At 67.4% G+C, this 22,565-nt stretch carries 22 protein-coding genes; 10 read left to right on the top strand and 12 right to left on the bottom strand.

Features of this window, described 5'->3' with window-relative positions; genetic code table 11:
• Positions 1-138 precede the first annotated feature (138 nt).
• Positions 139-1,296, top strand: a complete 1,158-nt coding sequence (locus tag ACJH7A_RS17025) for an acyl-CoA dehydrogenase family protein (RefSeq protein WP_212811721.1) — start codon at positions 139-141, stop codon at positions 1,294-1,296.
• 174 nt (positions 1,297-1,470) lie between these two features.
• Complete coding sequence (locus ACJH7A_RS17020) at positions 1,471-3,732, top strand: hypothetical protein (RefSeq protein ID WP_406775684.1); 2,262 nt, start codon at positions 1,471-1,473, stop codon at positions 3,730-3,732.
• Between the two features lie 66 nt (positions 3,733-3,798).
• Here ACJH7A_RS17020 and lexA read toward each other — a convergent pair whose 3' ends face one another.
• Positions 3,799-4,488, bottom strand: a complete 690-nt coding sequence (gene lexA, locus ACJH7A_RS17015) for a transcriptional repressor LexA (protein WP_212811719.1) — start codon at positions 4,486-4,488, stop codon at positions 3,799-3,801.
• A gap of 251 nt (positions 4,489-4,739) precedes the next feature.
• On the opposite strand from lexA, the gene ACJH7A_RS17010 reads away from it, so the two are divergent.
• The gene (locus tag ACJH7A_RS17010) at positions 4,740-5,213 is read left to right on the top strand and encodes a LysM peptidoglycan-binding domain-containing protein (protein ID WP_212811718.1); all 474 of its coding nucleotides are present in this window, start codon (positions 4,740-4,742) and stop codon (positions 5,211-5,213) included.
• Positions 5,214-5,324: 111 nt separating this feature from the next.
• Positions 5,325-5,789 (top strand): transcriptional regulator NrdR, encoded by a 465-nt coding sequence (nrdR, locus tag ACJH7A_RS17005; RefSeq protein ID WP_138248984.1) that lies wholly within the window; start codon positions 5,325-5,327, stop codon positions 5,787-5,789.
• Positions 5,790-5,795: 6 nt separating this feature from the next.
• Here the strand turns inward: nrdR and ACJH7A_RS17000 are convergent, their stop codons facing one another.
• Both ACJH7A_RS17000 and ACJH7A_RS16995 read right to left on the bottom strand, forming a co-directional pair.
• Complete coding sequence (locus ACJH7A_RS17000) at positions 5,796-6,818, bottom strand: alpha/beta fold hydrolase (protein ID WP_406775685.1); 1,023 nt, start codon at positions 6,816-6,818, stop codon at positions 5,796-5,798.
• A gap of 44 nt (positions 6,819-6,862) precedes the next feature.
• Entirely contained in the window at positions 6,863-7,804 is a 942-nt protein-coding gene (locus tag ACJH7A_RS16995) for a proteasome assembly chaperone family protein (protein WP_212814839.1), read from the bottom strand.
• A 540-nt stretch (positions 7,805-8,344) separates the two neighbouring features.
• Between ACJH7A_RS16995 and ACJH7A_RS16990 the strand changes: the two genes are divergently transcribed.
• A complete protein-coding gene (locus tag ACJH7A_RS16990) occupies positions 8,345-8,845 on the top strand; it encodes a hypothetical protein (protein ID WP_406802383.1) in 501 nt (166 codons plus the stop codon).
• On the opposite strand, the gene sthA is transcribed toward ACJH7A_RS16990, so the two are convergent.
• A complete protein-coding gene (gene sthA, locus ACJH7A_RS16985; RefSeq protein WP_212811715.1) occupies positions 8,842-10,257 on the bottom strand; it encodes a Si-specific NAD(P)(+) transhydrogenase in 1,416 nt (471 codons plus the stop codon). The genes ACJH7A_RS16990 and sthA overlap by 4 nt on opposite strands.
• Positions 10,258-10,427: 170 nt before the next feature.
• Here sthA and ACJH7A_RS16980 point away from each other — a divergent pair, with 170 nt between their 5' ends.
• The gene (locus ACJH7A_RS16980) at positions 10,428-11,492 is read left to right on the top strand and encodes a DUF4192 domain-containing protein (protein ID WP_212811714.1); all 1,065 of its coding nucleotides are present in this window, start codon (positions 10,428-10,430) and stop codon (positions 11,490-11,492) included.
• A gap of 16 nt (positions 11,493-11,508) precedes the next feature.
• Here the strand turns inward: ACJH7A_RS16980 and ACJH7A_RS16975 are convergent, their stop codons facing one another.
• From ACJH7A_RS16975 to ACJH7A_RS16965, 3 genes are all read right to left on the bottom strand, one after another.
• Entirely contained in the window at positions 11,509-12,198 is a 690-nt protein-coding gene (locus tag ACJH7A_RS16975) for a metal-dependent transcriptional regulator (RefSeq protein ID WP_212811713.1), read from the bottom strand.
• Positions 12,199-12,384: 186 nt separating this feature from the next.
• A complete protein-coding gene (locus ACJH7A_RS16970) occupies positions 12,385-13,344 on the bottom strand; it encodes a sigma-70 family RNA polymerase sigma factor (RefSeq protein ID WP_212811712.1) in 960 nt (319 codons plus the stop codon).
• Between the two features lie 166 nt (positions 13,345-13,510).
• Positions 13,511-13,906, bottom strand: a complete 396-nt coding sequence (locus ACJH7A_RS16965) for a DUF3099 domain-containing protein (RefSeq protein WP_212811711.1) — start codon at positions 13,904-13,906, stop codon at positions 13,511-13,513.
• A gap of 50 nt (positions 13,907-13,956) precedes the next feature.
• Here ACJH7A_RS16965 and ACJH7A_RS16960 point away from each other — a divergent pair, with 50 nt between their 5' ends.
• Positions 13,957-14,193 (top strand): DUF3039 domain-containing protein, encoded by a 237-nt coding sequence (locus ACJH7A_RS16960; protein ID WP_029105322.1) that lies wholly within the window; start codon positions 13,957-13,959, stop codon positions 14,191-14,193.
• 10 nt (positions 14,194-14,203) lie between these two features.
• Here the strand turns inward: ACJH7A_RS16960 and ACJH7A_RS16955 are convergent, their stop codons facing one another.
• Together ACJH7A_RS16955 and ACJH7A_RS16950 are read right to left on the bottom strand one after the other, a co-directional pair.
• On the bottom strand, positions 14,204-15,181 hold the full coding sequence (locus ACJH7A_RS16955) for a YihY/virulence factor BrkB family protein (RefSeq protein ID WP_406775686.1): 978 nt from the start codon (positions 15,179-15,181) through the stop codon (positions 14,204-14,206).
• Positions 15,182-15,240: 59 nt separating this feature from the next.
• Complete coding sequence (locus tag ACJH7A_RS16950) at positions 15,241-15,432, bottom strand: hypothetical protein (RefSeq protein WP_212811709.1); 192 nt, start codon at positions 15,430-15,432, stop codon at positions 15,241-15,243.
• 154 nt (positions 15,433-15,586) lie between these two features.
• On the opposite strand from ACJH7A_RS16950, the gene ACJH7A_RS16945 reads away from it, so the two are divergent.
• The 3 genes from ACJH7A_RS16945 to ACJH7A_RS16935 all read left to right on the top strand — a co-directional run bounded on the left by ACJH7A_RS16945 (position 15,587) and on the right by ACJH7A_RS16935 (position 19,393).
• Positions 15,587-15,970 (top strand): DUF952 domain-containing protein, encoded by a 384-nt coding sequence (locus ACJH7A_RS16945; RefSeq protein WP_318984396.1) that lies wholly within the window; start codon positions 15,587-15,589, stop codon positions 15,968-15,970.
• 113 nt (positions 15,971-16,083) lie between these two features.
• Positions 16,084-17,670: a histidine phosphatase family protein gene (locus ACJH7A_RS16940; RefSeq protein WP_406775687.1), complete on the top strand. Its 1,587-nt coding sequence runs from the start codon at positions 16,084-16,086 to the stop codon at positions 17,668-17,670.
• A gap of 277 nt (positions 17,671-17,947) precedes the next feature.
• On the top strand, positions 17,948-19,393 hold the full coding sequence (locus ACJH7A_RS16935; RefSeq protein WP_406802382.1) for a histidine phosphatase family protein: 1,446 nt from the start codon (positions 17,948-17,950) through the stop codon (positions 19,391-19,393).
• Positions 19,394-19,448: 55 nt separating this feature from the next.
• On the opposite strand, the gene ACJH7A_RS16930 is transcribed toward ACJH7A_RS16935, so the two are convergent.
• From ACJH7A_RS16930 to ppgK, 3 genes are all read right to left on the bottom strand, one after another.
• On the bottom strand, positions 19,449-19,952 hold the full coding sequence (locus ACJH7A_RS16930; RefSeq protein WP_244872574.1) for a DUF664 domain-containing protein: 504 nt from the start codon (positions 19,950-19,952) through the stop codon (positions 19,449-19,451).
• Between the two features lie 138 nt (positions 19,953-20,090).
• Positions 20,091-21,515, bottom strand: a complete 1,425-nt coding sequence (locus ACJH7A_RS16925; RefSeq protein WP_406783704.1) for an RNA polymerase sigma factor — start codon at positions 21,513-21,515, stop codon at positions 20,091-20,093.
• A 201-nt stretch (positions 21,516-21,716) separates the two neighbouring features.
• Positions 21,717-22,505, bottom strand: a complete 789-nt coding sequence (gene ppgK, locus ACJH7A_RS16920) for a polyphosphate--glucose phosphotransferase (protein WP_064984481.1) — start codon at positions 22,503-22,505, stop codon at positions 21,717-21,719.
• Between the last annotated feature and the right edge of the window lie 60 nt (positions 22,506-22,565).

Genomic DNA, 22,565 nt, shown 5'->3' with positions numbered 1-22,565 from the left:
CAGTCGGGACGTAGCCAGTCGGGACGTAGCCAGTCGCGGTAGTTCGTGCCCGGCGACGCGCCGGGTGTGGGCCCGCTCACAACCAACCGTCCGGTTGGGATAAGTTGGTGCAAACTTATCCAGTACCGGAGGTCTCGCATGGGTGTCATCAAGTACGACCGCACGTTGTTCGAACCTGAGCACGAGTTGTTCCGGGAGTCGTACCGCGCGTTCCTCGACCGGCACGCCGAGCCCTACCGCGAGGAATGGGAGAAGGCCAAGATCGTCGACCGCGAGGTCTGGCGCGAGGCGGGTAAGCAGGGCTTTCTCGGCATGGCCGTGCCGGAGGAGTACGGCGGCGGCGGGAACCCGGACTTCCGTTACAACGTCATCGTCAGCGAGGAGACCGCGGCGGGACGCCACAGCGGTCTGGGCTTCACGCTGCAGAACGACGTCATCGCGCCGTATCTGCTGGAGCTGGCCAACGACGAGCAGAAGCAGCGCTGGCTGCCCGGGTTCTGCAGTGGCGAACTGATCTGCGCCATCGCGATGACGGAGCCGGGCACCGGCAGTGACCTGCAGGGCATCAAGACCCGCGCGGTCAGGGACGGTGACCACTACGTGCTCAACGGCTCGAAAACGTTCATCACCAACGGTATTCACGCCGACCTGGTGATCGTCGTCGCACAGACCGATCCGGACAAGGGCGCACAGGGCTTCAGCCTGCTGGTGGTCGAGCGTGGCATGGCGGGTTTCGAACGCGGCCGTCACCTCGACAAGATCGGCCTCGACGCGCAGGACACCGCGGAATTGTCGTTCACCGATGTCAAAGTCCCGGTCGAGAATCTGCTCGGCGTCGAGGGCATGGGATTCGTCTATCTGATGCAGAACCTGCCCCAGGAGCGCATTTCCATCGCCGTGATGGCTGCTGCGGCGATGGAGGCGGTGCTGGAATCGACATTGCAATACGCCAAGGAGCGTAAGGCGTTCGGCAAGCCGATCGGCAGCTTCCAGAACAGTCGATTCGTGTTGGCGGAACTGGCGACCGAGGCCACGGCCGTCCGAATCATGGTCGACGAGTTCATTCGCCTGCATCTCGATCGAAAGCTGACAATCGACCAGGCGGCGATGGCCAAATGGTATTCGACGGAGGCGCAGGTCCGGCTGGTGGACCGCTGCCTGCAGTTGCACGGCGGCTACGGCTATATGCGCGAATATCCCATTGCGCGGGCATTCCTGGACTCGCGGATCCAGACCATCTACGGCGGCACCACCGAGATCATGAAGGAGATCATCGGGCGCGGATTGGGCGTTTAACTAATTGACCATGCGGAATTTATTCGCAAATCGATCCGCGACACACTGGTGCGTCACCGCCGGATATCCCGCACTATGGGCATGAACTGAAGCAAAGTTGACAGAATCTCTCGATCAAGAGAGTTTGTCTGACGGAATTGTGTCCGGAGTTTTGCCGACCGCGGGAGGAATTCGATGACCGGGCTGCGAACCCGCGGCGGATGGGCTGGTATCGGTGCCCTTTCTGTCGCGGTGGCATTGCTCATGGCGCCGACGGCATTTGCGACACCGGAAAGCGACGCCGACGCGGCGATATCCCACACCTGGGATGCCGCGGGCGGTGACACAGGTGAGCTGGGCGCCAAGGACGGCGACGTCTACCAGGTCGGCGCGGGGTTCGCGCAGAACTTCGCGGGCGGAAAGATCTATTTCAGCGAGAGCACCGGCGCTCATCTCATCTACGGCGCGATTCTCGACAAGTACCAGGCGCTGGGCGGCGCTGCCGACAGCGATCTCGGCTTCCCGACCATCGACGAGGGTGCGGGCAAGGCCACCGACAGCCGGAACAGCACGTTCAGCGCGGCCGACAAGCCGGTCATCTTCTGGACGCCCGACAATGGCGCCTGGGTGGTTCGCGGCGCCATCAACGCCGCCTGGGACAAGCTGGGCGGTTCGGCGGGCACCCTCGGCGTACCCACGGCCGACGAGTCCTGGAAGGGCGACGTCGTCACCCAGCCCTTCACCGGCGGTGAGGTGAGCTGGAACGCCAAGACCAAGACGTTCACCACCACGCCCGCTGACCTGGCAGGCCAACTGACCGGGCTGGACGTGCCGGGCGACGCGACGACGGCCATCGCCGCGGCGCGCCGGGCGGCCGGCGGGCCGCAGGGCACGCTGGGCGACGAGCAGGGGGCCCAGTACAAGGTCGGCGACGGCGTGGCACAGAACTTCGCCGGCGGCACCATCTTCTATTCGCCGGCAACCGGGGCGCACGCGATCACCGGCGATGTGCTGGCCAAGTACCGCGCGGCCGGCGGACCGCAGGGCGATCTCGGCTTCCCGGCGAGCAACGAGACCGACGGCGGCATTTCCCCGACGAGCCGGATCGCCACCTTCGCCGCAGCCGACAACCCGGCGATCTTCTGGACGCCCGAGCACGGCGCGTTCGTCGTCCGTGGCGCGATGAACGCGGCGTGGGACAAGCTCGGCGGCGCCACCGGCAAGCTCGGCGTACCCACGGCCGACGAGTCCTGGAAGGGCGACGTCGTCAGCCAGAAGTTCACCGGCGGTTCGATCTCGTGGAACAAGTCCACCCGGGCGTTCAGCACCGAGCCCGCCGAGCTGGCGTCGCAACTGAGCGGCCTCCAGGTGCCCAGTGTCGATCTGCCGGGTGGCGTGACCTCGCAGGCCGATGAGTCCGGCAAGTGGTACCAGTTCCACTGGTGGTGGCTGCTGGCGATCATCCCGCTGTTGCTGGTGGTGGTCGGCATCGTGATCGCGGCACTGCTGCGGCGCCGGCGGAATGCCGGTCAGGACGCCATCGACGACCAGGACGCGTACGACTACGACGACCACGAGTTCGGCGACGGCGAGTACGGCGACCCGCAGTATGCCGATGGCGGCGCCGACAGCGAGTACGGCGACGAGTACGCGGCCGAGGACCAGCAGTTCGACAACCCGCACGGCGGCCCCGCGTTCCAGAGCAACCCTGATGTCATCGACACCGCGCCGACGGTGTACCCGGATTTCACGGCCGAACAGCCCACTGAAACGCCGGCCGAGACGGCCGAGGGTGAGCGGTCCGAGGAGGTGCCCGAGGCGCAGGCCGAAGCCGAGGCCCAGCCGGTGGACGCGGCCGAGCCCACCGAGCCGGAGCCGGAGCCGGACGCCGACGAATCCGCCGACGAGCCGACGACATCGGTGCAACTGCCCGACGCCCTGCGTCGCGGCGGTGCGGCGGCAGGCCTCACCGCGGCCGGGTTGGCGGGCTTCGCGGGCCTACGGCCCCGGGACCCCGGCGACCGCGTCTGGGCAGCGCCGGCCGACGGCCGCGACGCCGACGCCCAGGCCGGTGACGAGTGCGCGCCCGAGCCGCAAGAACAGGCCCCCGAGGTCGAGGCGGCTGAGACACCGGCAGCGGAACCGGCCACCGAGACGCCCGTGGACGAGCCTCCTGTGCACGAGCCGCCTGCGGTCGCGACACCGCCGGAGGAGACGGTGGTGGCCGGTCCCGCCAGCGGCAGACACCATGCGCTGGGGGCCGAGGAACCCGAGACCGCGCAGATGTCGTTCCGCGTGGCCACCGGTGCCGAGCCGCCCGAGGGCTATGACATCAAGGCCAATACGGAGTCGGGTTTGTACTGGGTGCCGGGGTCTCCCGGATATGCCGAGGCGCCTGTCCAAATCTGGTTTGCCAGTGAGGAATTCGCGGTCACCAACGGGTTCATCCGCGGCTGACCGGAGTCACGACTGAGCCCCGCTGCGAGCGACTGCAGCGGGGCTCATCTGTAGGTCTGGCCGGCGTCAGATCTTGCGGATGACGGTCACGACCTTGCCGAGTACGACCGCGTCGTTGCCCGGGATCGGATCGAACGCCGGGTTGTGCGGCATCAGCCACACCTGGCCCTTCGTGCGCTTGAAGGTCTTCACCGTGGCCTCGCCGTCGATCATCGCCGCGACGATGTCGCCGTTGTCGGCCACGTTCTGCTGCCGCACGACGACCCAGTCGCCGTCGCAGATCGCGGCGTCGATCATCGACTCGCCGACGACCTTCAGCAGGAACAACGAGCCCTCGCCCACGAGTTCGCGGGGGAGCGGGAAGACGTCTTCGACGGCCTCTTCGGCCAGGATCGGGCCACCGGCCGCGATCCGGCCGAGCACCGGGACGAAGGTCGGCTCGGGCAGCGCGTCCGAACCGGCGACATCGGTGGTGATGGTGGCTCCGGTCGAATCGTCCGCGCCGCGCACGTCCACCGCGCGCGGGCGGTTCGGGTCACGGCGCAGGTAGCCCTTCTTCTCCAATGTGCGCAGCTGGTGGGCCACCGACGATGTCGAGGTGAGACCGACGGCGTCACCGATCTCCCGGATGCTGGGCGGATAACCGCGCGTGGTGACCGAGGTGCGGATGACATCGAGGATGGTCCGCTGGCGCTCGGTGAGGCTGCTGGACCGTCCGCCTGCCTGGGTGTCCGGGGTATCGGTGCTGTCGCTCATGGAGACGAATCTAGCCCAGCGCACCCGATTCATCAAACATGTGTTCGAGATCGGGCGGCTCGGCGTGTCGCGGGCGTGATCCGGTGGTGACGTCGTGAAAGGGGTGGCGGAGTCGGGGTACGGAACTTGTCGGTGGGTGGTCGTATCGTTCGCAACAGTTCGATCACATGTTCTACCCTTCGAACATTTGGGCGATATAGTCGAACACAAGAGCGATCGAACCTATGTACGAACTCCTGAGAGGAACCGACATGACCGTCATCACCCGCGAATACCCGACCGACGTCGTCGTCCGCACCGTGCCTCGGCGTTCAGATGTCAACCGGCACCGCCAGGCCCGGCTGCGGCCGGCCGGCGCGCGTCCCTCGGGCGCGGCCTTCCGGCACCGGGGTACGGGCGTGCTGACGTCGCGTGCCTCGCACCGCCGCAATCCGATCACCCCGTTGACCACGGTGATGCTGGCCCTGGTCGCGGCCGGGATCACGGTGTGGCTGGGTCTGGTGGCGCAGTTCGGCGAAGCGGTCCAGCCGACTTCTTCGACGGCCTCCGTGCCCGCGCAGCTCGCGGTGGTCCGGGTGCAGACGGGGGAGTCGATCCAGCAGGTCGCGCGGCGGGTGGCGCCCGACGCGCCGGTCAGTGCCGTCGTCGACCGCATCAAGGAGCTGAACAAGCTCCCGTCGGTGGCCCTGAACGCCGGGCAGACGCTGATCGCGCCGGTCGGCTGAGGACAGTCCGTGCGCGCGTCGATCGGCACGGCGCCCGGCCGCGTCAGAGCGGCACGGGTAGGCTCGAGACCGTTCGAAACGGTCGATTGTCGGTGCGGCGAAGGAGCGGTGATGCACTGTCCGTTCTGCCGGCATCCGAACTCGCGTGTAGTCGATTCACGAGAAGCTGACGAAGGGCAGGCGATTCGGCGTCGCCGGTCATGCCCGGAGTGCGGTCGCCGGTTCACCACGGTGGAGACCGCAGTCGTCGCGGTGGTCAAACGCAGCGGCGTCACCGAACCGTTCAGCCGGGACAAGGTGATCAAGGGCGTACGGCGCGCCTGCCAGGGGCGGCAGGTCGACGACGATGCCCTGAACCAGTTGGCGCAGAAGGTCGAAGATGCGGTGCGGGCCACCGGATCTCCCGAAGTGCCGAGCCATGAGGTCGGGTTGGCGATCCTCGGTCCTCTGCGTGACCTCGATGAGGTCGCCTATCTGCGGTTCGCGTCGGTGTACCGCTCATTCTCGTCCGCGGAGGACTTCGAACGCGAAATCGAGGCGCTGCGGGCGCACCGCGGTGTGACGTCGTCGGGCTGACGGCAGCTAGGTCGCGCTGCGCTCGTCGGTCTCCATGGCGTCGAGAACCGCATACTTCGTATCTTGCGGGGCGTCGATGGACTTCGCGGTGACACCGGTCTGCAGGAGTCCGCGCAGCGCATCACGGTCGTAGACCGACGGCGCCGTCGTGTCGATGAATTCCTCGATGAGTTTCACGAACCGATCGGGGTCGTCGTGAAATGGGAAATGTCCTGAGTTGTCGAAGAACTCGAGCCGGGAGCCCGGCATCGCGGCGTGGGCGAGTTCTCCGTGGGCGGCCGGGATGACGGCATCCTGGGTGCCCCAAACCAATTGCACCGGAATGGCTTCGGTCAAATAACATCGGTCCAGCATCGTGACCACCTGGCCGCGCCAGTCGACCACTGCGCGCAGGGTCCGGGCGAAGGCGGATGAGGCCTTGGGTTCGGGCAGGTCGTTGAGGATGCGCAGCATGTTCGGCAGGTCGTGGCCCAGGCCGGTCGACCCGAGCAGCGCTCCGCCGAGACGCCCGGCGAGCTGAAGGGCGGGCAGTACCAACGGGATTCGCAACAGTGCCAGCGCTTCGGTGCCCAGCGGCAGCGCCGCGAGTCGCAGTGCGATGTTCACGTCGCGGGTGACACCGCCGGCACCCACCAGCACGAGGCGATCGACCAATTGCGGGAACTGATAGGCGAACTGCATGGCCACGCCGCCGCCCAGTGAATGGCCGATGACCGTCACGCGTTCGATGTCGAGCACGCTGAGCAGGTCCCGCATGCCGTTGGCGTACGCCGCCACCGAGTAGTCGGCGCGCGGCTTGTCGGACTGGCCGTGGCCCAGCAGGTCAGGGGCGATGACGGTGAACCGCTGGGCGAGGCGCGTCTGAACGGTTTCCCACGTGGTGGAGTTGTCGCCGATGCCGTGGATCAGCAGGATCGCCGGCCCCGAGCCCGCCACCCGGTACGCGCGGCGGTAACCATGGATGGTGCGGTACTCCAGCCGCGGCGTCACGTCGCGCACCGAGTGCAGGTTGGGCTTTCCATCGGACATCGTCCCAGCTCCTTCCCATGGTGTCGGCCAAGCCGACCGCGTGGTCAGTCGCCGACAGTGCCGTCGTCGCCGGCTTGGGGATCGGAGAATCCGTCACCGGACTGTTCGGCGAGGAACTGCTCGAACTGTGCGCCGAGTTCGTCGCCGCTGGGTAGTTCCTCGTCACGTGCCAGCAACGACCGATTTTCCTGAGCAGCGACGAACGAATCGTACTGTTGTTCCAGTGCACTGACCACTTGAGCGACTTCGGCGCTGGCCTCCACCTGCTCGCTGATCTTGGCGTACACCTCGGCGCCCGCCTCCGACAGCGCGTGCAGCGGAATCTGCAGCGACGCGATCCGGGAGACCTCACCCAGCAGCGCCTCGGCGGCGGGCGGATACGCGGTCTGCGCTAGGTAGTGCGGCACATGCACGGTGAAGCCGAGGGCTTCGTGGCCGTGCTGAATCATCCGGTACTCCAACAGGTTCGACACGCTGGCCGGAACCTGTACCTCGCCAACCCACGGCGTGTGATCGGCGATCAGCTCCTTGTTGCCGGCGTGTGCCGTCATGGTGACGGGGCGGGTGTGCGGGACCGCCATCGGGATGGCGCCCAGCCCGATGATCTGCCGGACCCCGAGCCGCTCGGACAGCAGCCGCACCGCCGTGATGAAACGTTCCCAGCGCAGATCCGGCTCCATCCCGGCCAGCAGCAGGAACGGCGTCCCGGCGGTGTCGTGCAGCGCGTACAGGTTCAGTTCGGGATCGTCGTACTTGGTGAAGTGGTCGGTGGTGAACGTCATCAGCGGCCGGCGTGACCGGTAGTCCAGCAGTTCGTCGATGGCGAACGACGCGACCAGTTCGGTGTCGAGCGTGTTCTTCAGGTGCTCGGCGGCCAGCCGGATGGCGTGACCGGCATCGGAGAAGCCTTCGAGGGCGTGCACCATCACCGGTCCGCGGCCGTCGGCGGCGGACAACTGGGGCGCGGGGAATTCCAGCTCGTACATACCGCTCTGCTCGGGCTGATACTGCTGGCCCCGGCTGTTGTCGGGCCGCTGGCCGCTCGCGTTGCGCGCGTTCCCGTCGTGCTCGCTCACCTTCACACTCCTTGCCGTCGTGCGTTCACATCTCGCCGGATGTGTCTCCTACAAGTGTCGCGCATTCTTGTGTTGTTCCCGGTGTCGGCCCGCAGTACGCATGGTGCACCAGGTGCTGCTCGTGCCGTCGGTATCGGGCAAGATCGGACAGATGCTTCGCACCCGACTGGCCGTGAGCGCATTCGCCGCGCTGCTGGCCACCGCGTGCAGCCCGCCTGCGATCAAGGCCGATCCCCGTGCCGGCGACCCCGGTACGGTCGCCGCCGGCGCGGCCGTGGTCCCGGGACCCCGGCCCGATCCGCGCGTCGGAGCGGTGTTCCTGGGCAGCGATTCCGTGCACACCTGCAGTGGCGCGGTCCTCGACTCGCTGGCCGGGAATCTGATCATCACGGCCGCACACTGCCTGGACGCGGCGTTCGACGCGACGTTCGCGCCGGTTACCGCGGCGGTGTGCCCGGCGACTTCTGGCACATCGATGCGGTGTACCTGGACCCGCGCTGGGTTCGCAGCCAGGACCCGGCCGCCGACTACGCGATCGCCCGCGTCAGCCACGGCGGCGCGGCCACGACCGAGACGCTGGAACGTCACGCCGGCGGCGGCTTCGTGCTCGGCGCCGCACCGGGCCCCGACGTTCCGATCACGGTGACGGGATACCCGCTCGGTGACGGCGGGGACCAGGTCAGCTGTAGTGCGCCGACATCACGCCCCGACCGCGGGTTCCCGGCGCTGCGCTGCCCGGGCCTGGTCGACGGCACCAGCGGCTCGCCGTGGGTGTCGGCGACCGAGGTCAGGGGAGTGGTCGGCGGCCTGCAGGGCGGTGGCTGCAGCGGCAACGACGTGTCGTACTCGTCACCCTTCGATGTGCAGATCCAGCTGCTGTATCAGCGAGCCCAGGAGGGCGGTCCCGCGGACCGCGCCACCGGCGCCCCTGACGACGGCTGCAGCGCCTAGCGTCTGAACTGGTTCAGCGCCCGCAGCTTGTTCATCACGTCGAGCGCGGCGACCTTGTAGGCCTCCGAGAAGGTCGGGTAGTTGAAGACGGCGTCGACCAGGTATTCCACCGTCCCGCCGCACCCCATCACGGCCTGGCCGATGTGGACCAGTTCGGTCGCGTTGGAGCCGAAGATGTGCACGCCGAGCAGCGTCAGGTCCTCGGTGGACACCAGCAGCTTGAGCATGCCGTACGAGTCACCGGCGATCTGCCCGCGCGCCAGTTCGCGGTAGCGCGACACCCCGACCTCGTAGGGAATCGAGCTGTCGGTGAGATCGACTTCGGTGGCGCCGACGTACGACACCTCGGGAATGGAGTAGATGCCGATCGGCTGCAGGTCGGTCATGCCCTTACAGGGCTCGCCGAACGCGTGGTACGCCGCCAGCCGGCCCTGGTCCATCGAGGTCGCGGCCAGCGCCGGGAAGCCGATGACGTCACCGACGGCGTAGATGTGGTCGACCTTGGTCTGGTAGTTGTCGTCGACGAAAATCCTTCCGCGACTGTCGACCTCGAGGCCCGCCTGGCCGACGTCGAGGTGCTCGGTCTGCCCCTGCCGGCCGGCCGAGTACATCACCGTCTCGGCGGGGATCTGCTTTCCGCTGGCGAGCGTGGTCAAGGTTCCGCCGGGACCCACGTCCACCGCGGTCACCTCTTCGCCGAACCGGAAGGTCACCGCGAGGTCGCGCAGGTGGAATTTGAGGGACTCGATGATCTCGGAATCGCAGAAGTCCAGCATTGTCGGGCGCTTCTCGATCACGGTCACCTTGGTGCCGAGCGCCGCGAACATCGACGCGTACTCGATACCGATGACTCCCGCGCCGACCACCACCATCGACTGCGGCAGGCTCTTGAGGTCCAGGATCCCGTCGGAGTCCAGGACGCGTTCCTCGTCGAACTTCACCCCGGCCGGACGGACCGGCTTGGTACCGGTGGCGATGACGACATACCGCGCCCTGATGTTGACGTTCTCGTCGCGGGTGGGGTCCTCGATGACCAGGGTGTGCGGGTCGAGGAACCGGCCGTGGCCTTCGAACAGCTCGACCCCGTTGCGCAGCAGCTGGTTGCGGACCACGTCCTGTTCCCTGCCGATGACGTGCGTGGTGCGGCGCAACAGATCGGCGGGGGTGATCCGTTCCTTGACCCGGTAGCTGGAGCCGTACAGTTCGCGCTGACTCATCCCGGTGAGGTAGACGACCGCCTCACGCAATGTCTTGGACGGGATGGTCCCGGTGTTCACGCAGACCCCGCCGAGCATGCGCCCACGCTCGATGACTGCGACGGATTTTCCCAGCTTGGCGGCGGCGATCGCAGCCTTCTGCCCGCCGGGACCGGATCCGATGACGACGAGGTCGAACTCCTGCGTGGAACCCATGACAGCCAGGTTGGCACGGCACGCGTGATCATGCAGCCGGATCATCGGCGAACTTTGCGGAAACACCACGGGTGCGGCCCGTTATCCACAGATCCGAGTTCATCCACAGCCGGGGTCGCCGGCGGTGTCGGCCGACGATTCCTGACGGACCGTGCTGCCACGTTCAGGGCATGACAACTTTCAGCTCATTCGATTTCCAACTGAACCGGCCCGGCGCCCTGATCGCGGCAGTGCCCGCGGTCCTGGGGTTCGCGCCCGAGAAGTCGCTGGTCCTCGTCACCATCATCGGCGGTGAGATGGGCGCGGTCCTGCGCGTGGACCTCTCGGCAGGATTCTTCGAGGCCCTGCCCGAGGCCCTCGGCCATCTCTCCGGCATGGCCGCCGCGGCAGATGCGGACGCCGCCGTCGGGGTGATCGTCGACGAACACGGCGTCGACTGCGTGATGTGCGCGGACATGTACCGCGACGTGACCGACGAACTCGAGGAGGCGCTGGCCGAGCGCGGCATCGAACTGCTCGCGGTGCACGTCGTCGACCGGGTGGCGGCCGGCGGCCGCTGGCAGTGCGCCGACGGCTGCGGGAACGCCGGCGTCGTCGAGGATCCCGAATCGTCACCCGTCACCATGGCCGCGGTGCTCGACGGCCGGCGCCTCTACGCCCGGCGCGCGGACCTCGTCGACGTCGTCGCCGTCACCGACGCGCGGCGTGCCGAGGCGTTGCGGCCGGCGATCGAAAAGCGCGCTGCCACAGTGGATTACCGCGGGCGTCCCGATGCCGAGGTGCGCGCCGATATCGAGCATGCGGTGGCGTGTGCCACCGGGTCCCCGGACGGCTCGCCACTACCCGACGACGACGCGGTGCGCCTGGCGTGCGCGGTGACGGATTCGCGGGTGCGGGACACGCTGTACGCGTTGGCGGTCGGGGAGCGCGCGGCCGCGGCCGAGTCGGTGTGGGCCGCGCTGACCCGCACCCTGCCCGCGCCGTGGCGGGTGGAGGTATTGGTGTTGCTGGCGTTCAGCGCGTACGCCCGGGGCGACGGACCGCTCGCCGGGGTGGCGTTGCAGGCCGCACTGGACGTCGACAGTGGGCACCGGATGGCGGGCATGCTCGACGCTGCCCTGCAAAACGGTATGCGGCCGGACCGCATCCGCGAGTTGGCGCTGACGGGCTACAAGCTGGCCGAGCGCCTCGGCGTGCAGATGCCGCCGCGGCGCATCTTCGGCAGGTCGGCGTGAGCCTCGTGGGCCCGGGTCAGACCTTCTCGACGCGAACCGCGTGCGCCATGTGATGCGGCAGCTCGACCTGTTCGTGGCCGGGGATGACGATCAGCACGCTGCCCTGCTCGGTGGCCTGCACGGTGACGCGCGCGTTCGGCACGACGCCGGCGTCCTTGAGCCGGGCGATCAGCTCGGTGTCGCCCTGGACGTGTTCGGTCAGCTGACGCACGCGGACCGCGACCGGGAATCCGGTGGGCAGCTCGGTGAGCCGGACGAGGCTGACGTCGGAGTCACCGGTCGAGATGACGCCGAGTTCGGCGAGGCCGGGGATCGGGTTACCGAACGGGGAGGTGGTCGGATTGTCGAGCACCTGGACCAGCCGGCGTTCGACGTCCTCGCTCATCACGTGTTCCCAGCGGCACGCCTCGGCGTGGACTTCCTCCCACGGCAGGCCGATCACATCGACCAGCAGACGCTCGGCAAGCCGGTGCTTGCGCATCACCGACACGGCCAGCGAGCGGCCCTTGTCGGTCAGTTCGAGGTGGCGATCACCGGCGACGTGCAGCAGCCCGTCGCGCTCCATCCGCGACACCGTCTGGCTGACGGTGGGGCCGCTCTGCTCGAGTCGTTCGGCAATGCGCGCACGCAGCGGCACCACGCCCTCTTCTTCGAGGTCGTAGATCGTCCGCAGGTACATCTCGGTCGTATCGATCAGATCGTTCATGCCAAATTCCTCCAGGCCTCCGCCGGTGCCCAGCTTACCGGTTTGGCCGGGTCAACAGGCATCCACCACGGCCGATCGACGCTGTGATTCCTGCGGCGGACAACGGCGGGCAGACCGGCCGGAAAAAACGGTGCCCGCCGGATATTCCGGCGGGCACCAGGGTGTGCAGTTGTTGGGTGGCGGCGATCAGCTCGCGTAGGCCCGCAGGCGCTCGGCGCGCTCGCCGTTGCGGAGCTTCGACATGACCTCGCGCTCGATCTGGCGGACCCGCTCGCGGGACAGGCCGAACAGCTTGCCGATCTGGTCCAGGGTGCGGGGCTGGCCGTCGTCGAGGCCGAACCGCAGCCGGATCACCTGCTGCTCGCGCTCGTCCAAGGTGGCGAGCACGTGCCGGATGTCGGTGTGCAGCAGCTCCGAGATGACGGCGTTCTCGGCAGAGAGCGCCTCGGAGTCCTCGATGAAGTCCCCGAGCGGAGCCTCCTCGTCGGTGCCGACCGGCATGTCCAGGCTCACCGGGTCGCGGCTGTGCTCGAGCAGGTCGTTGATCTTCTCGACCGGGATGCCCGACTCTTCGGCGAGCTCTTCGTCGGTGGCCTCACGTCCCAGGCTCTGGTGCATCTCGCGCTTGATCCGAGCCAGCTTGTTGACCTGCTCCACCAGGTGGACGGGGAGCCGGATGGTCCGGCTCTGGTCGGCCATGCCGCGGGTGATCGCCTGACGAATCCACCAGGTGGCGTACGTCGAGAACTTGAAGCCCTTGGCGTAGTCGAACTTCTCCATCGCCCGGATGAGGCCGAGGTTGCCTTCCTGGATCAGGTCCAGCAGCGGCATGCCGCGGCCGGTGTAACGCTTGGCCAGCGACACCACGAGGCGGAGGTTGGCTTCGAGCAGGTGCCGGCGTGCGGCTTCGCCGTCGCGGACGATGGCGGCCAGGTCACGCTTGCGGTTGTCGCCGAGTCGCTTCTTGGTCTCCAGCAGGTGGGCTGCGTACAGGCCGGCCTCGATGCGCTTGGCCAGTTCCACCTCGTCCTCGGCGTTGAGCAGAGCGGTCTTACCGATGCCGTTCAGGTACACGCGCACCAGGTCCGCGGCGGGACTCTGGGCGTCAAGATCGGAATCGATACGGCTTGTGGTGGCGTTTGCCATTTGCGGCCTCCTGCTCGTGCTCAGCTCGAACTGTCACTTGCTTCAACGCCCCAGCGGCAGGAGAAGTTCCCGAGGCCCTCTTGGCTCATGGCCTCTGACCAGCGGTTTTTCGAGGTCGACCTGAGAATGTCCTTAGAAAGGAGAAAGAAGGAAACTCAGGTAGAGGTCAAGACTCGATATCCCCGTCGATGACGGGGTGCCGGTCCTCGATCGCGGGCCGCTCGGCAGTGGGGAACATCGGCGCCCGGCGGGCCGCGTCGTAGCGGCGCGGTTCCTGCGCGGTGCGCGGTGGGCGGTCGTTGGCGATCAGCACCGCGATCCACGGCAGGGGAATGGATGCGATCAGGATGCCCAGCGAGATCAGGCCGTTGTGCCAGATGCTGTAGGCCAGTGCGGCCAGCAACAGCGCCGGCACGCGGAACGACATGATGGTGAGGTAGCGACGGACGCGCGCGCGGTGCTGCTCCTCATAGGCGGGTGCTGCGCGAGTGATGAGGACCGGCCGACCGTCGTCGTCGAAACTCAGCTCAGGGCCGTGTTTCATAGCTCCACTGTCCCACATCTGGCTCAGTGCCGCCGCGACCGGTTCGCCTGAGGTGCCACAATGAATCCATGCAGACCGACACCCTCGAACGCACCGATTCCGATGAACAGGTCGACGACGGTACGGACGACGACCGACCTAAGCACTTCCACTACGTCAAGAAGGACAAGATCGCCGAGAGTGCCGTCATGGGCACCCATGTCGTCGCGCTGTGCGGCGAGGTGTTCCCGGTGACCAAGTCACCCAAGCCCGGGTCGCCCGTGTGCCCGGATTGCAAGCGCATCTACGAACAGATGAAGAAATAGCCGCAACCGGTCAGGCCGGCGGCTCGGCCACCCGCTCGGCTGGTTGATCGGTGGGCTGATCGCCCGTGAGGGTCTCGGCTTTTTCTTCGAGCCATTCGCGCAGGCGCCGGGCGTGGGTGTCCGGCGCCGGCCATTCCTCCTGGATCGCCGCGTTGAGTTCGGCGCCGATCATGATGGCGAATCCCAGCGCGAAGGCGAACAGGAGGAACGCGATCGGCGTCGCGAGCGCGCCGTAGGTGTAGCCGGTCGCGGTGATCCAGGTCAGATAGAACCGCAGGCCCACCGTCGCCACCACGAAGACCACGGTCGCCAGCACCGCGCCGAACAGCAGCCGATGGGTCGGCAGCGGTTGGGGCAGCGCAACGCGATACAGCACGGTCACGGCCAGCACGATGCCCAGCAGTAGCGCGGGCCAGTACCCGTACTTCATCGCGTTGGACCACGTCTGGGGAATGTGCTGGGCGATCTTCATCGGTCCGATGGCGGCCACCGGGGCCGTCGCGATCACGAACAGCAGCATCACGAGATACAGCCCGAGCGCGTAGAAACGCTGCCGCACCGGGTGGCGCAACGGCGTCTGATCATGGGCCTCGACGACCGCGTCGACGAATGCCGAGATCGCGGACGAGCCCGCCCACAGCGAGATGACGAACCCGAGGGACACCACCTCGCCGCGGGCGCCCACGGCGATGTCGCGCACCGTGGGTTGGATGATCTCGTTGATCACGTTCGGCGAGAAGAAGTTCTTCGCCGTCCCGATCAGTTGTTCCTGGATCATCGGCAGCGTCTCGGGGCCGAACAACGGCGCCACGTACGCCAAGCTGCCCAGCATGCCCAGCAGCAAGGGCGGTAGGGACAGTGCCGACCAGAACGCAGCCTGAGCCGACTCGGAAAAGATCGAGTCGTCCCAGCTTTTCGACAGTGCGCGTCGGATGACCCGTAACACGTGGTGACGTGTCGGCTTGATCGGCTTCGTCTGGTCGTTCATGACCAGACCAGCATTACCGAAGAGATCCCATCAGGACCGTATTTGAGGTGACCGGCGGGTCACTCGGTCTCGGCGCTGACCACCAGCACAGCGGCCAGCTCGACCAGCTTGGATTCGTGCTCGTTGGCGTGGTGCTGGCAGAACAGGAGCTCCATGCCGGACGGCAGGGTAGCGCGAACGCGGGCGGCAGCGCCGCACCGGTCACAGCGGTCGGCCCGTGTCAGTGCCGGGCCCGTCAGAGTTGCGTTCATGGCGCCTCCTTCTGCTCGTCGCCGCCTGGGCGCTTTGCCGGTTACACATCTCTACTCTCTCAGACGATTTGGATTCCAGCGTTGTTCCCCAGGTGTTCACGGGTGTGTCGTGTCTCACCTATCGCTGGAGTTGCGGGCGCGGCAGGCTGACCGCATGATCGCCGCGCCCACAGTCCTGGTCCATCTGTGTAGTGAAACGGATTGGGCGCGTGCCCAGTTCGATGGCGAGCTCAGACCACCCTCACTCGACGAGGTGGGGTTCGTGCACCTGTCGGCTCCGGAACAGGTCCACCTGCCGGCCAATCGGCTCTACCGCGGGCAGTCCGACCTGCTGCTCTTGGTCTGTGACCCGGACCTGCTCGGGTCGCCGGTTCGCTGGGAGCCCGGGGTGCCTACGGATCCGGCCTCGATGCTCTTCCCGCATCTGTACGGTGCCCTGCCCGCCGGCGCGGTGACGCGCACCGTGCCCTACCGGCCTGATGCCGAGGGCGTTTTCCCTGTTCTGCCGGCAAATTTCGGGGCCGGCGCCGTTGGTTAACGGAAAATGAACGACACTGTGAGAAATCTGTCCACTCATCGGGATTGTGGCCCGAGTCACCGTCCGGGGATTGACACGATCGCGCGCGTAAATATCCCCGACACGGTGAGGACATGATCAACCACACGAATTCTGAAGACGCGACGGGTAAGCGCCGTCGCGCAAGAGGACTGAAGGGACTCGGTGTCGCACTGACGGCGAGCGCCCTTCTAGTCATGTCGGCGCTGCCGGCATGGGCGGCCGAGAACATGACGATCACGTTCATCCGGCACGGTCAGTCGTACGGCAATACGTCGGGCAACATCGACACTCAGGTGCCGGGCCCGGTACTGACGCCGGACGGTCAGCAGCAGGCCAAGGACATCGCGGCCAAGCTGGGCGACCGGAACTTCGATGCCATCTACGCGTCCACGATGGTTCGGACGCAGCAGACGGCGACGCCGTTGTCGCAGTACCTCGGTCTGCCGATCCAGGTGTTGCCGGGTCTGCGGGAGATCGAAGCCGGCAAGTACGAAGGCACCCCGGAGCGCGCGGGCATCTTCGGCTACCTGACGGCACCGCTGGCGTGGGCGGGCATCACCGTGACGCCGCCGCCGAACATCGCCTTCAACCCGACCACCCCGAACCTGGACGCGTTCATCCCGTCCGCGGCCGATCCGACCACCGGTCTGAACGGTCACCAGTTCGAGGACCGGGTCAACGGCGCGTTGCAGACGATCTACGACAACGGCGACCGCAACGCAGCGGTGTTCTCGCACGGCGGCACCATCATGATCTGGACGATGATGAACGCCAAGAACCTGAGCGCCGAACAGAAGATCATGCTGTTCACCCAGCATCCGCTGGGTAACACGGGCGTTGTCGTCGTCGAGGGCAACCCCGAGGACGGCTGGAACCTGGTCGAGTGGAACGGCGTCAAGATCGCCGGCATGCAGAAGGGCCCGATCGAGAACGTGCTGACGCAGGTCCGCACGCTGTCGCGTCAGCTCAACTCGGTGGTGCAGGACGTCGCCGCGGCGTTCCAGACCGGCAACGTCGGCAAGATCCTGACCGCGATCAACCACGGTGCCGCGGACGCGCTGTTCTCGACGGCCAAGTTCGTCCGGGCCATCAACGCCCAGGTCATCGGCGGGGTCACCACGGCCATCGACAACCTGCAGAAGAAGCTGGCCCCGCCGGCTCCGGCTGCGGGCACGCAGACCACCGCCCCGACCTCGGGTGCTGCGGTCTCGCCGGCCGCGTTCTCGGCTCCGGCTCCGGTTGCGGCCAAGGCTCCGGCCGCGGCGCAGGCGGGCGACTCGCCGGCCAAGGTGGCGGACGCTCCGGCGTCGGACAACAAGGTTGACGGTCAGGTCAAGGCCGAGGCGGCCAAGGCCGACGCCGACGCCGCCAAGGCGGAGGGGCAGGCCAAGGCTGACGACGCCAAGGCCGACGCCGATGCCGCCAAGGCGGAGGGCCAGACCAAGGCCGACGAGGCCAAGGCCAAGGCTGACGCCAAGAAGGCTGCGGCCGAGGCCAAGAAGGCCGCTGCCAAGGCCAAGGCCGAGGAGAAGAAGGCTGCCGCCGAGGCCAAGAAGGCGGAGGCCAAGGCCAAGGCTGACGCCAAGAAGGCTGCCGCCGAGGCCAAGAAGGCCGAGGCGAAGGCCAAGGCAGAGTCTGCGAAGGCCACTGCCGGCGCAAGCGCTGGAAGCACCGACTGACAGCTCGCTGTCGGGTAACCACAGATCGGCCCCCTTCTCCCTCGGGAAGGGGGCCGATTTGCGTCGTCGAGGTTTCGTCAATTGTGACGAAACCTGTCCACTGGCCGGGATTGTGGCCTGTATCACCATTACCGGGCTGGCACTGTCGCGCGGGTAAATATCCCCCCGAGACAGTGAGGACATCATTAACCACACAAATTCAGGCGCGGGACATCGTCGTCGCGCGCGTGGGCTGAAGGGACTCGGTGTCGCTCTGACCGCGGGCGCCCTTCTGGTCATGTCGGCGCTGCCGGCATGGGCAGCCGAGAACATGACGATCACGTTCATCCGGCACGGTCAGTCGTACGGCAACCTGTCGGGGGTCGGTGACACCTCGACACCCGGGCCGACGCTGACCGACCTCGGCCAGCAGCAGGCCAAGGACATCGCGGCCAAACTCGGCGACAACAACTACGACGCGATCTACGCCTCGACGATGGTCCGGACGCAGCAGACGGCCGTGCCCATGTCGCAGTATCTGGGTCTGCCGATCACGGTGTTGCCGGGCATCCAGGAGATCGAAGCCGGCATGTACGAGGGCACGCCCGAACGGGCAGCGCTGTTCGGCTACCTGACGGCTCCGCTGGCGTGGGCGGGTCTGTCGGTGACCCCGCCGCCGAACGTCAGCTTCAACCCGATCACCCCGAACCTGGACGCGTTCATCCCGAGCGCACCGGGTAGCACCACGGGCCTCAACGGACATCAGTTCCAGGACCGTGTCAACGGTGCGCTGCAGACGATCTACGACAACGGCGACCGCAATGCGGCGGTGTTCTCGCACGGCGGCACCATCATGATCTGGACGATGATGAACGCCAAGAATTTGAGCGTCGAGCAGAAGATCATGCTGTTCACCCAGCATCCGTTGTCCAACACCAACTACGTCGTCGTCGAGGGCAACCCCGAGGACGGCTGGAACCTGGTGAACTGGAACGGCGTCGAGATCGCCGGCATGCAGAAGGGCCCGATCGAGCAGGTGCTGACGCAGGTCCGCACCCTGACCCGTCAGCTCGGCGGTGTGGTGCAGGACGTCGCCACGGCGTTCAAGACCGGTGACGTCGGCAAGATCCTGACCGCGATCAACCATGGTGCGGCCGACGCGCTGTTCTCGACGGCCAAGTTCGCGCGCGCCATCAATGCCCAGGTCATCGGCGGGGTCACCACGGCCATCGACAACCTGCAGAAGAAGCTGCACCCGCCGGCGCCTGCGGCCGGCACCGAGGCTCCGGCTGCGCACTCGGGTGCAGCGGTGTCGCCGGCCGCGTTCTCGGGTCCGGCTCCGGCTCCGGTTGCGGCCAAGGCCCCGGCCGCGGCGCAGGCGGGCGACTCGCCGGCCAAGGTGGCGGACGCTCCGGCTTCCGATGCCAAGGCTGCCGAGGTCAAGCCTGCGGAGGTCAAGGGCGACGCGGTGAAGGTCGACGCGAACGCCAAGGCCGACGACAAACAGGCCGACCAGGCCAAGGTCGACGGGCCCACCAAGGCCGAGGCCGCCAAGGCCAAGGCCGAGGCGAAGAAGGCTGCGGCCGAAGCCAAGAAGGCCGCTGCCAAGGCCAAGGCAGAGGAGAAGAAGGCGGCAGCCAAGGCCAAGGCCGACGCCAAGAAGGCCGCGGCTGCCGAGAAGGCGGCCGCCAAGGCCGACGCGGCCAAGGCGCACGCCACTGCCGGCGCGGCCGGCACCGACTGACGGTCACCGTCGCGCGATCGGCCCCCTGCTCCGCGGAGGAGGGGGCCGATTCGTGTCAGCTGTTCGAGCGGGCGGCCAGCAGCAGGTCTCTGGTGATCTCCATGTGCCCGACGTGCTGCGCGATGTCGTGCAGGATGTGCAGCAGCGTCCACTCCGGGCTCGCCGTGGCCAGCACCGAGGCGCGCGTGGTGCCGCCGCGCACCCCGTCGGCCAGCTCGCGGTCCCGGATGCCCTCGGTGACCGCCACCTCGACCCAGCCGGGGAAGCGCTGCTGCAGGGCCGTCAGCCGTGCCAGCAGCTCGTCGACCGGCCCGGTGGCGGTGAACTCGCTGTCGCGGTCGCGCGGGATGCGTTGTCCGGCAATGAAAGAGCCGGCCCAGTAGTCGACCACACCGATGCAGTGGTTGACGATGGCGTAGCAGCTGTTCGCACCGGGCAGGTCGGGCCGGCGGTTGGCGAGGTCGTCACCGAGCACGGTGAGGATGTCGGCCATCGCGGCGAAGCATTCGGACGAGACGTCCAGCATGGCCTGGCCCAGCGGGTGCTGCGAGATCGGCATGCACGAAAGCCTTTCACACACAGGACTTTTCCCGCTTCCGGTTTTTCGGGGGTGTCGCGCACGCGGCCGCTGGAACCCACGCAGACGACGACTGCCCCGAAACCGGAGTTTCGGGGCAGTCGTCGTTGAAGCGGGGGACTAGTCCAGGTAGTCGCGCAGAACCTGCGAGCGCGACGGGTGCCGCAGCTTGCTCATGGTCTTGGACTCGATCTGGCGGATGCGCTCACGGGTGACGCCGTAGACCTGGCCGATTTCGTCCAGCGTGCGCGGCTGGCCGTCGGTCAGCCCGAACCGCAGGCGGACGACGCCGGCCTCGCGCTCGGACAGGGTCTCCAGCACCGACTGCAGCTGGTCCTGCAGCAGCGTGAACGACACGGCGTCCACAGCCACGACGGCCTCGCTGTCCTCGATGAAGTCACCGAGCTGGCTGTCGCCCTCGTCACCGATGGTCTGGTCCAGCGAGATGGGCTCACGCGCGTACTGCTGGATTTCCAGCACCTTCTCCGGCGTGATGTCCATTTCCTTGGCGAGCTCTTCGGGCGTGGGTTCGCGACCCAGGTCCTGCAGCAGCTCACGCTGGATGCGGCCGAGCTTGTTGATGACCTCGACCATGTGCACCGGGATACGGATGGTGCGGGCCTGGTCGGCCATGGCGCGGGTGATGGCCTGACGGATCCACCAGGTGGCGTACGTCGAGAACTTGTAGCCCTTGGTGTAGTCGAACTTCTCGACCGCGCGGATCAGGCCCAGGTTGCCTTCCTGGATGAGGTCGAGGAACGCCATGCCGCGGCCGGTGTAGCGCTTGGCCAGCGACACCACCAGACGCAGGTTGGCTTCCAGCAGGTGGTTCTTGGCGCGATCGCCGTCGCGGCAGATCCACTGCATGTCGCGACGCTGGGCGGCGGGCAGCTTCTCGCCCTTCTCCATCAGCTCGGACATCAGCTGCGTGGCGTACAGGCCGGCTTCGATGCGCTTGGCGAGCTCGACCTCCTCCTCGGCGTTCAGCAGCGCGACCTTGCCGATCTGCTTGAGGTAGGCACGCACCGAGTCGGCGGACGCGGTGAGCTCGGCATCCTTGCGGGCCTGCCGCAGCGCCTCGGACTCTTCCTCGTCCCAGACGAAGTCGCCGGAGGCCTTGTCCTTCTCGGACGGCTCGTCGGCGTCGTCGCCGTCGGCGGCCTTCGGCGCGGCCTTGGTGCCTTCGGTGTTGGCTTCGGCTTCGGACTCGCCTTCTTCGGCGTCATCCTCGTCGTCATCGTCACTGACGTCGTCGTCGGCCTCGAGGTCGTCGTCGAGTTCCAGGTCGGCGTCGTCGACGTCGATCTCGTCGGGTTCGACGGCGAGGTCGTCGACATCGGTCACGTCGTCAGCGACGCCACCGTCCTCGGGCTTGGTGGCGGCCTTCGCCGCGCGCTTGGCGGGCGCCTTCGCGGCGGCCTTCTTCGCGGGTGCCTTGGCGGCACGCTTGGCCGGCGCAGCCTTGGCGGCGGCCTTCTTCGCGGGGGCTTTGGTGGTGCGCTTCACCGGCTCGTCGGCTGTCTCGCTGGCTTTGGTCGCTACCACGGCCACCCTTTCGGTCTTTCGTACAACGGTGGCGTGGGCATGCGCCACCGAAAAGCGTCGGCTGTCGAATATTGGCGTCGATCTTCGATCGGATGATCACCGCTATCCGTTCAGGCGGCCGCCGTTGACCATTGTAACGACATAGTGGCCAGAAGCCGTATCAGCGCCGGTCTCGGAGCGTTGGCGGCCGTCAACGGCCGGTCAATGGCGATGCAAGGCGCCGTCGGCGGCCATCGCGGCGCCGACGATGCCGGCCGAATTCTGCAGCGTCGCGGCGACCACCGGGGTGCGGTTCTTCAGCAGTGGCACCCACTTGTCGGCCTTCTTGCTGATGCCGCCGCCAACGATGAACAGGTCCGGCCAGATGGCGTTCTCGACCGCCACCAGCACCTTGGTCACCTCCTCGGTCCAGCGCTCGTACGACCAGTCCTTGCGTTCCTTGACCGACGACGCGGCCCGGTGCTCGGCCTCCTTGCCGCCGACCTCGATGTGCCCGAACTCCGTGTTGGGCAACAGAACCCCGTCGTAGATCACCGCCGAGCCGATGCCCGTGCCGAACGTCAGCAGCACGACCAGTCCGCTCACCTCGCGGCCCGCGCCGAACTTCTCCTCGGCCAGTCCGGCCGCGTCCGCGTCGTTGAGCACCGTCACGTCCTGGCCGTCCAGCCGCGACGCGAACATGTCCCGCACGTTGGTGCCGATCCAGCTGCTGTCGACGTTGGCCGCGGTCCGCACGATGCCCTCGGTCACCACGCCCGGATACGTGACGCCCAGTGGTCCGGTCCAGCCGAACTCACGCACGACGGCGGCCACGGTCTCCGACACGGCTTCCGGCGTCGCCGGCTGCGGGGTGGGGAGGCGGAAGCGCTCGCCGATCAGCTGGCCGGTGTCGAGGTCGACGATGCCGCCTTTGACGCCGCTGCCGCCGACATCGATCCCCAGCGCTCGATGCTGTGAGGCGTCGGTCGCGGCGGTGGGCGTCTCGGTCATCTGCACTCCTTGGAGGGGGTGGGCAAGAGGGCGCGACCCACACCCTAACCGCGTGTGCTG

Origin of the sequence: Mycobacterium sp. SMC-17 (genome assembly GCF_045310915.1) — a bacterium.
Classification (GTDB): domain Bacteria; phylum Actinomycetota; class Actinomycetes; order Mycobacteriales; family Mycobacteriaceae; genus Mycobacterium.
Note: the sequence above shows the minus strand (reverse complement) of the source record. Positions and strands in the feature narration are given on the sequence as shown.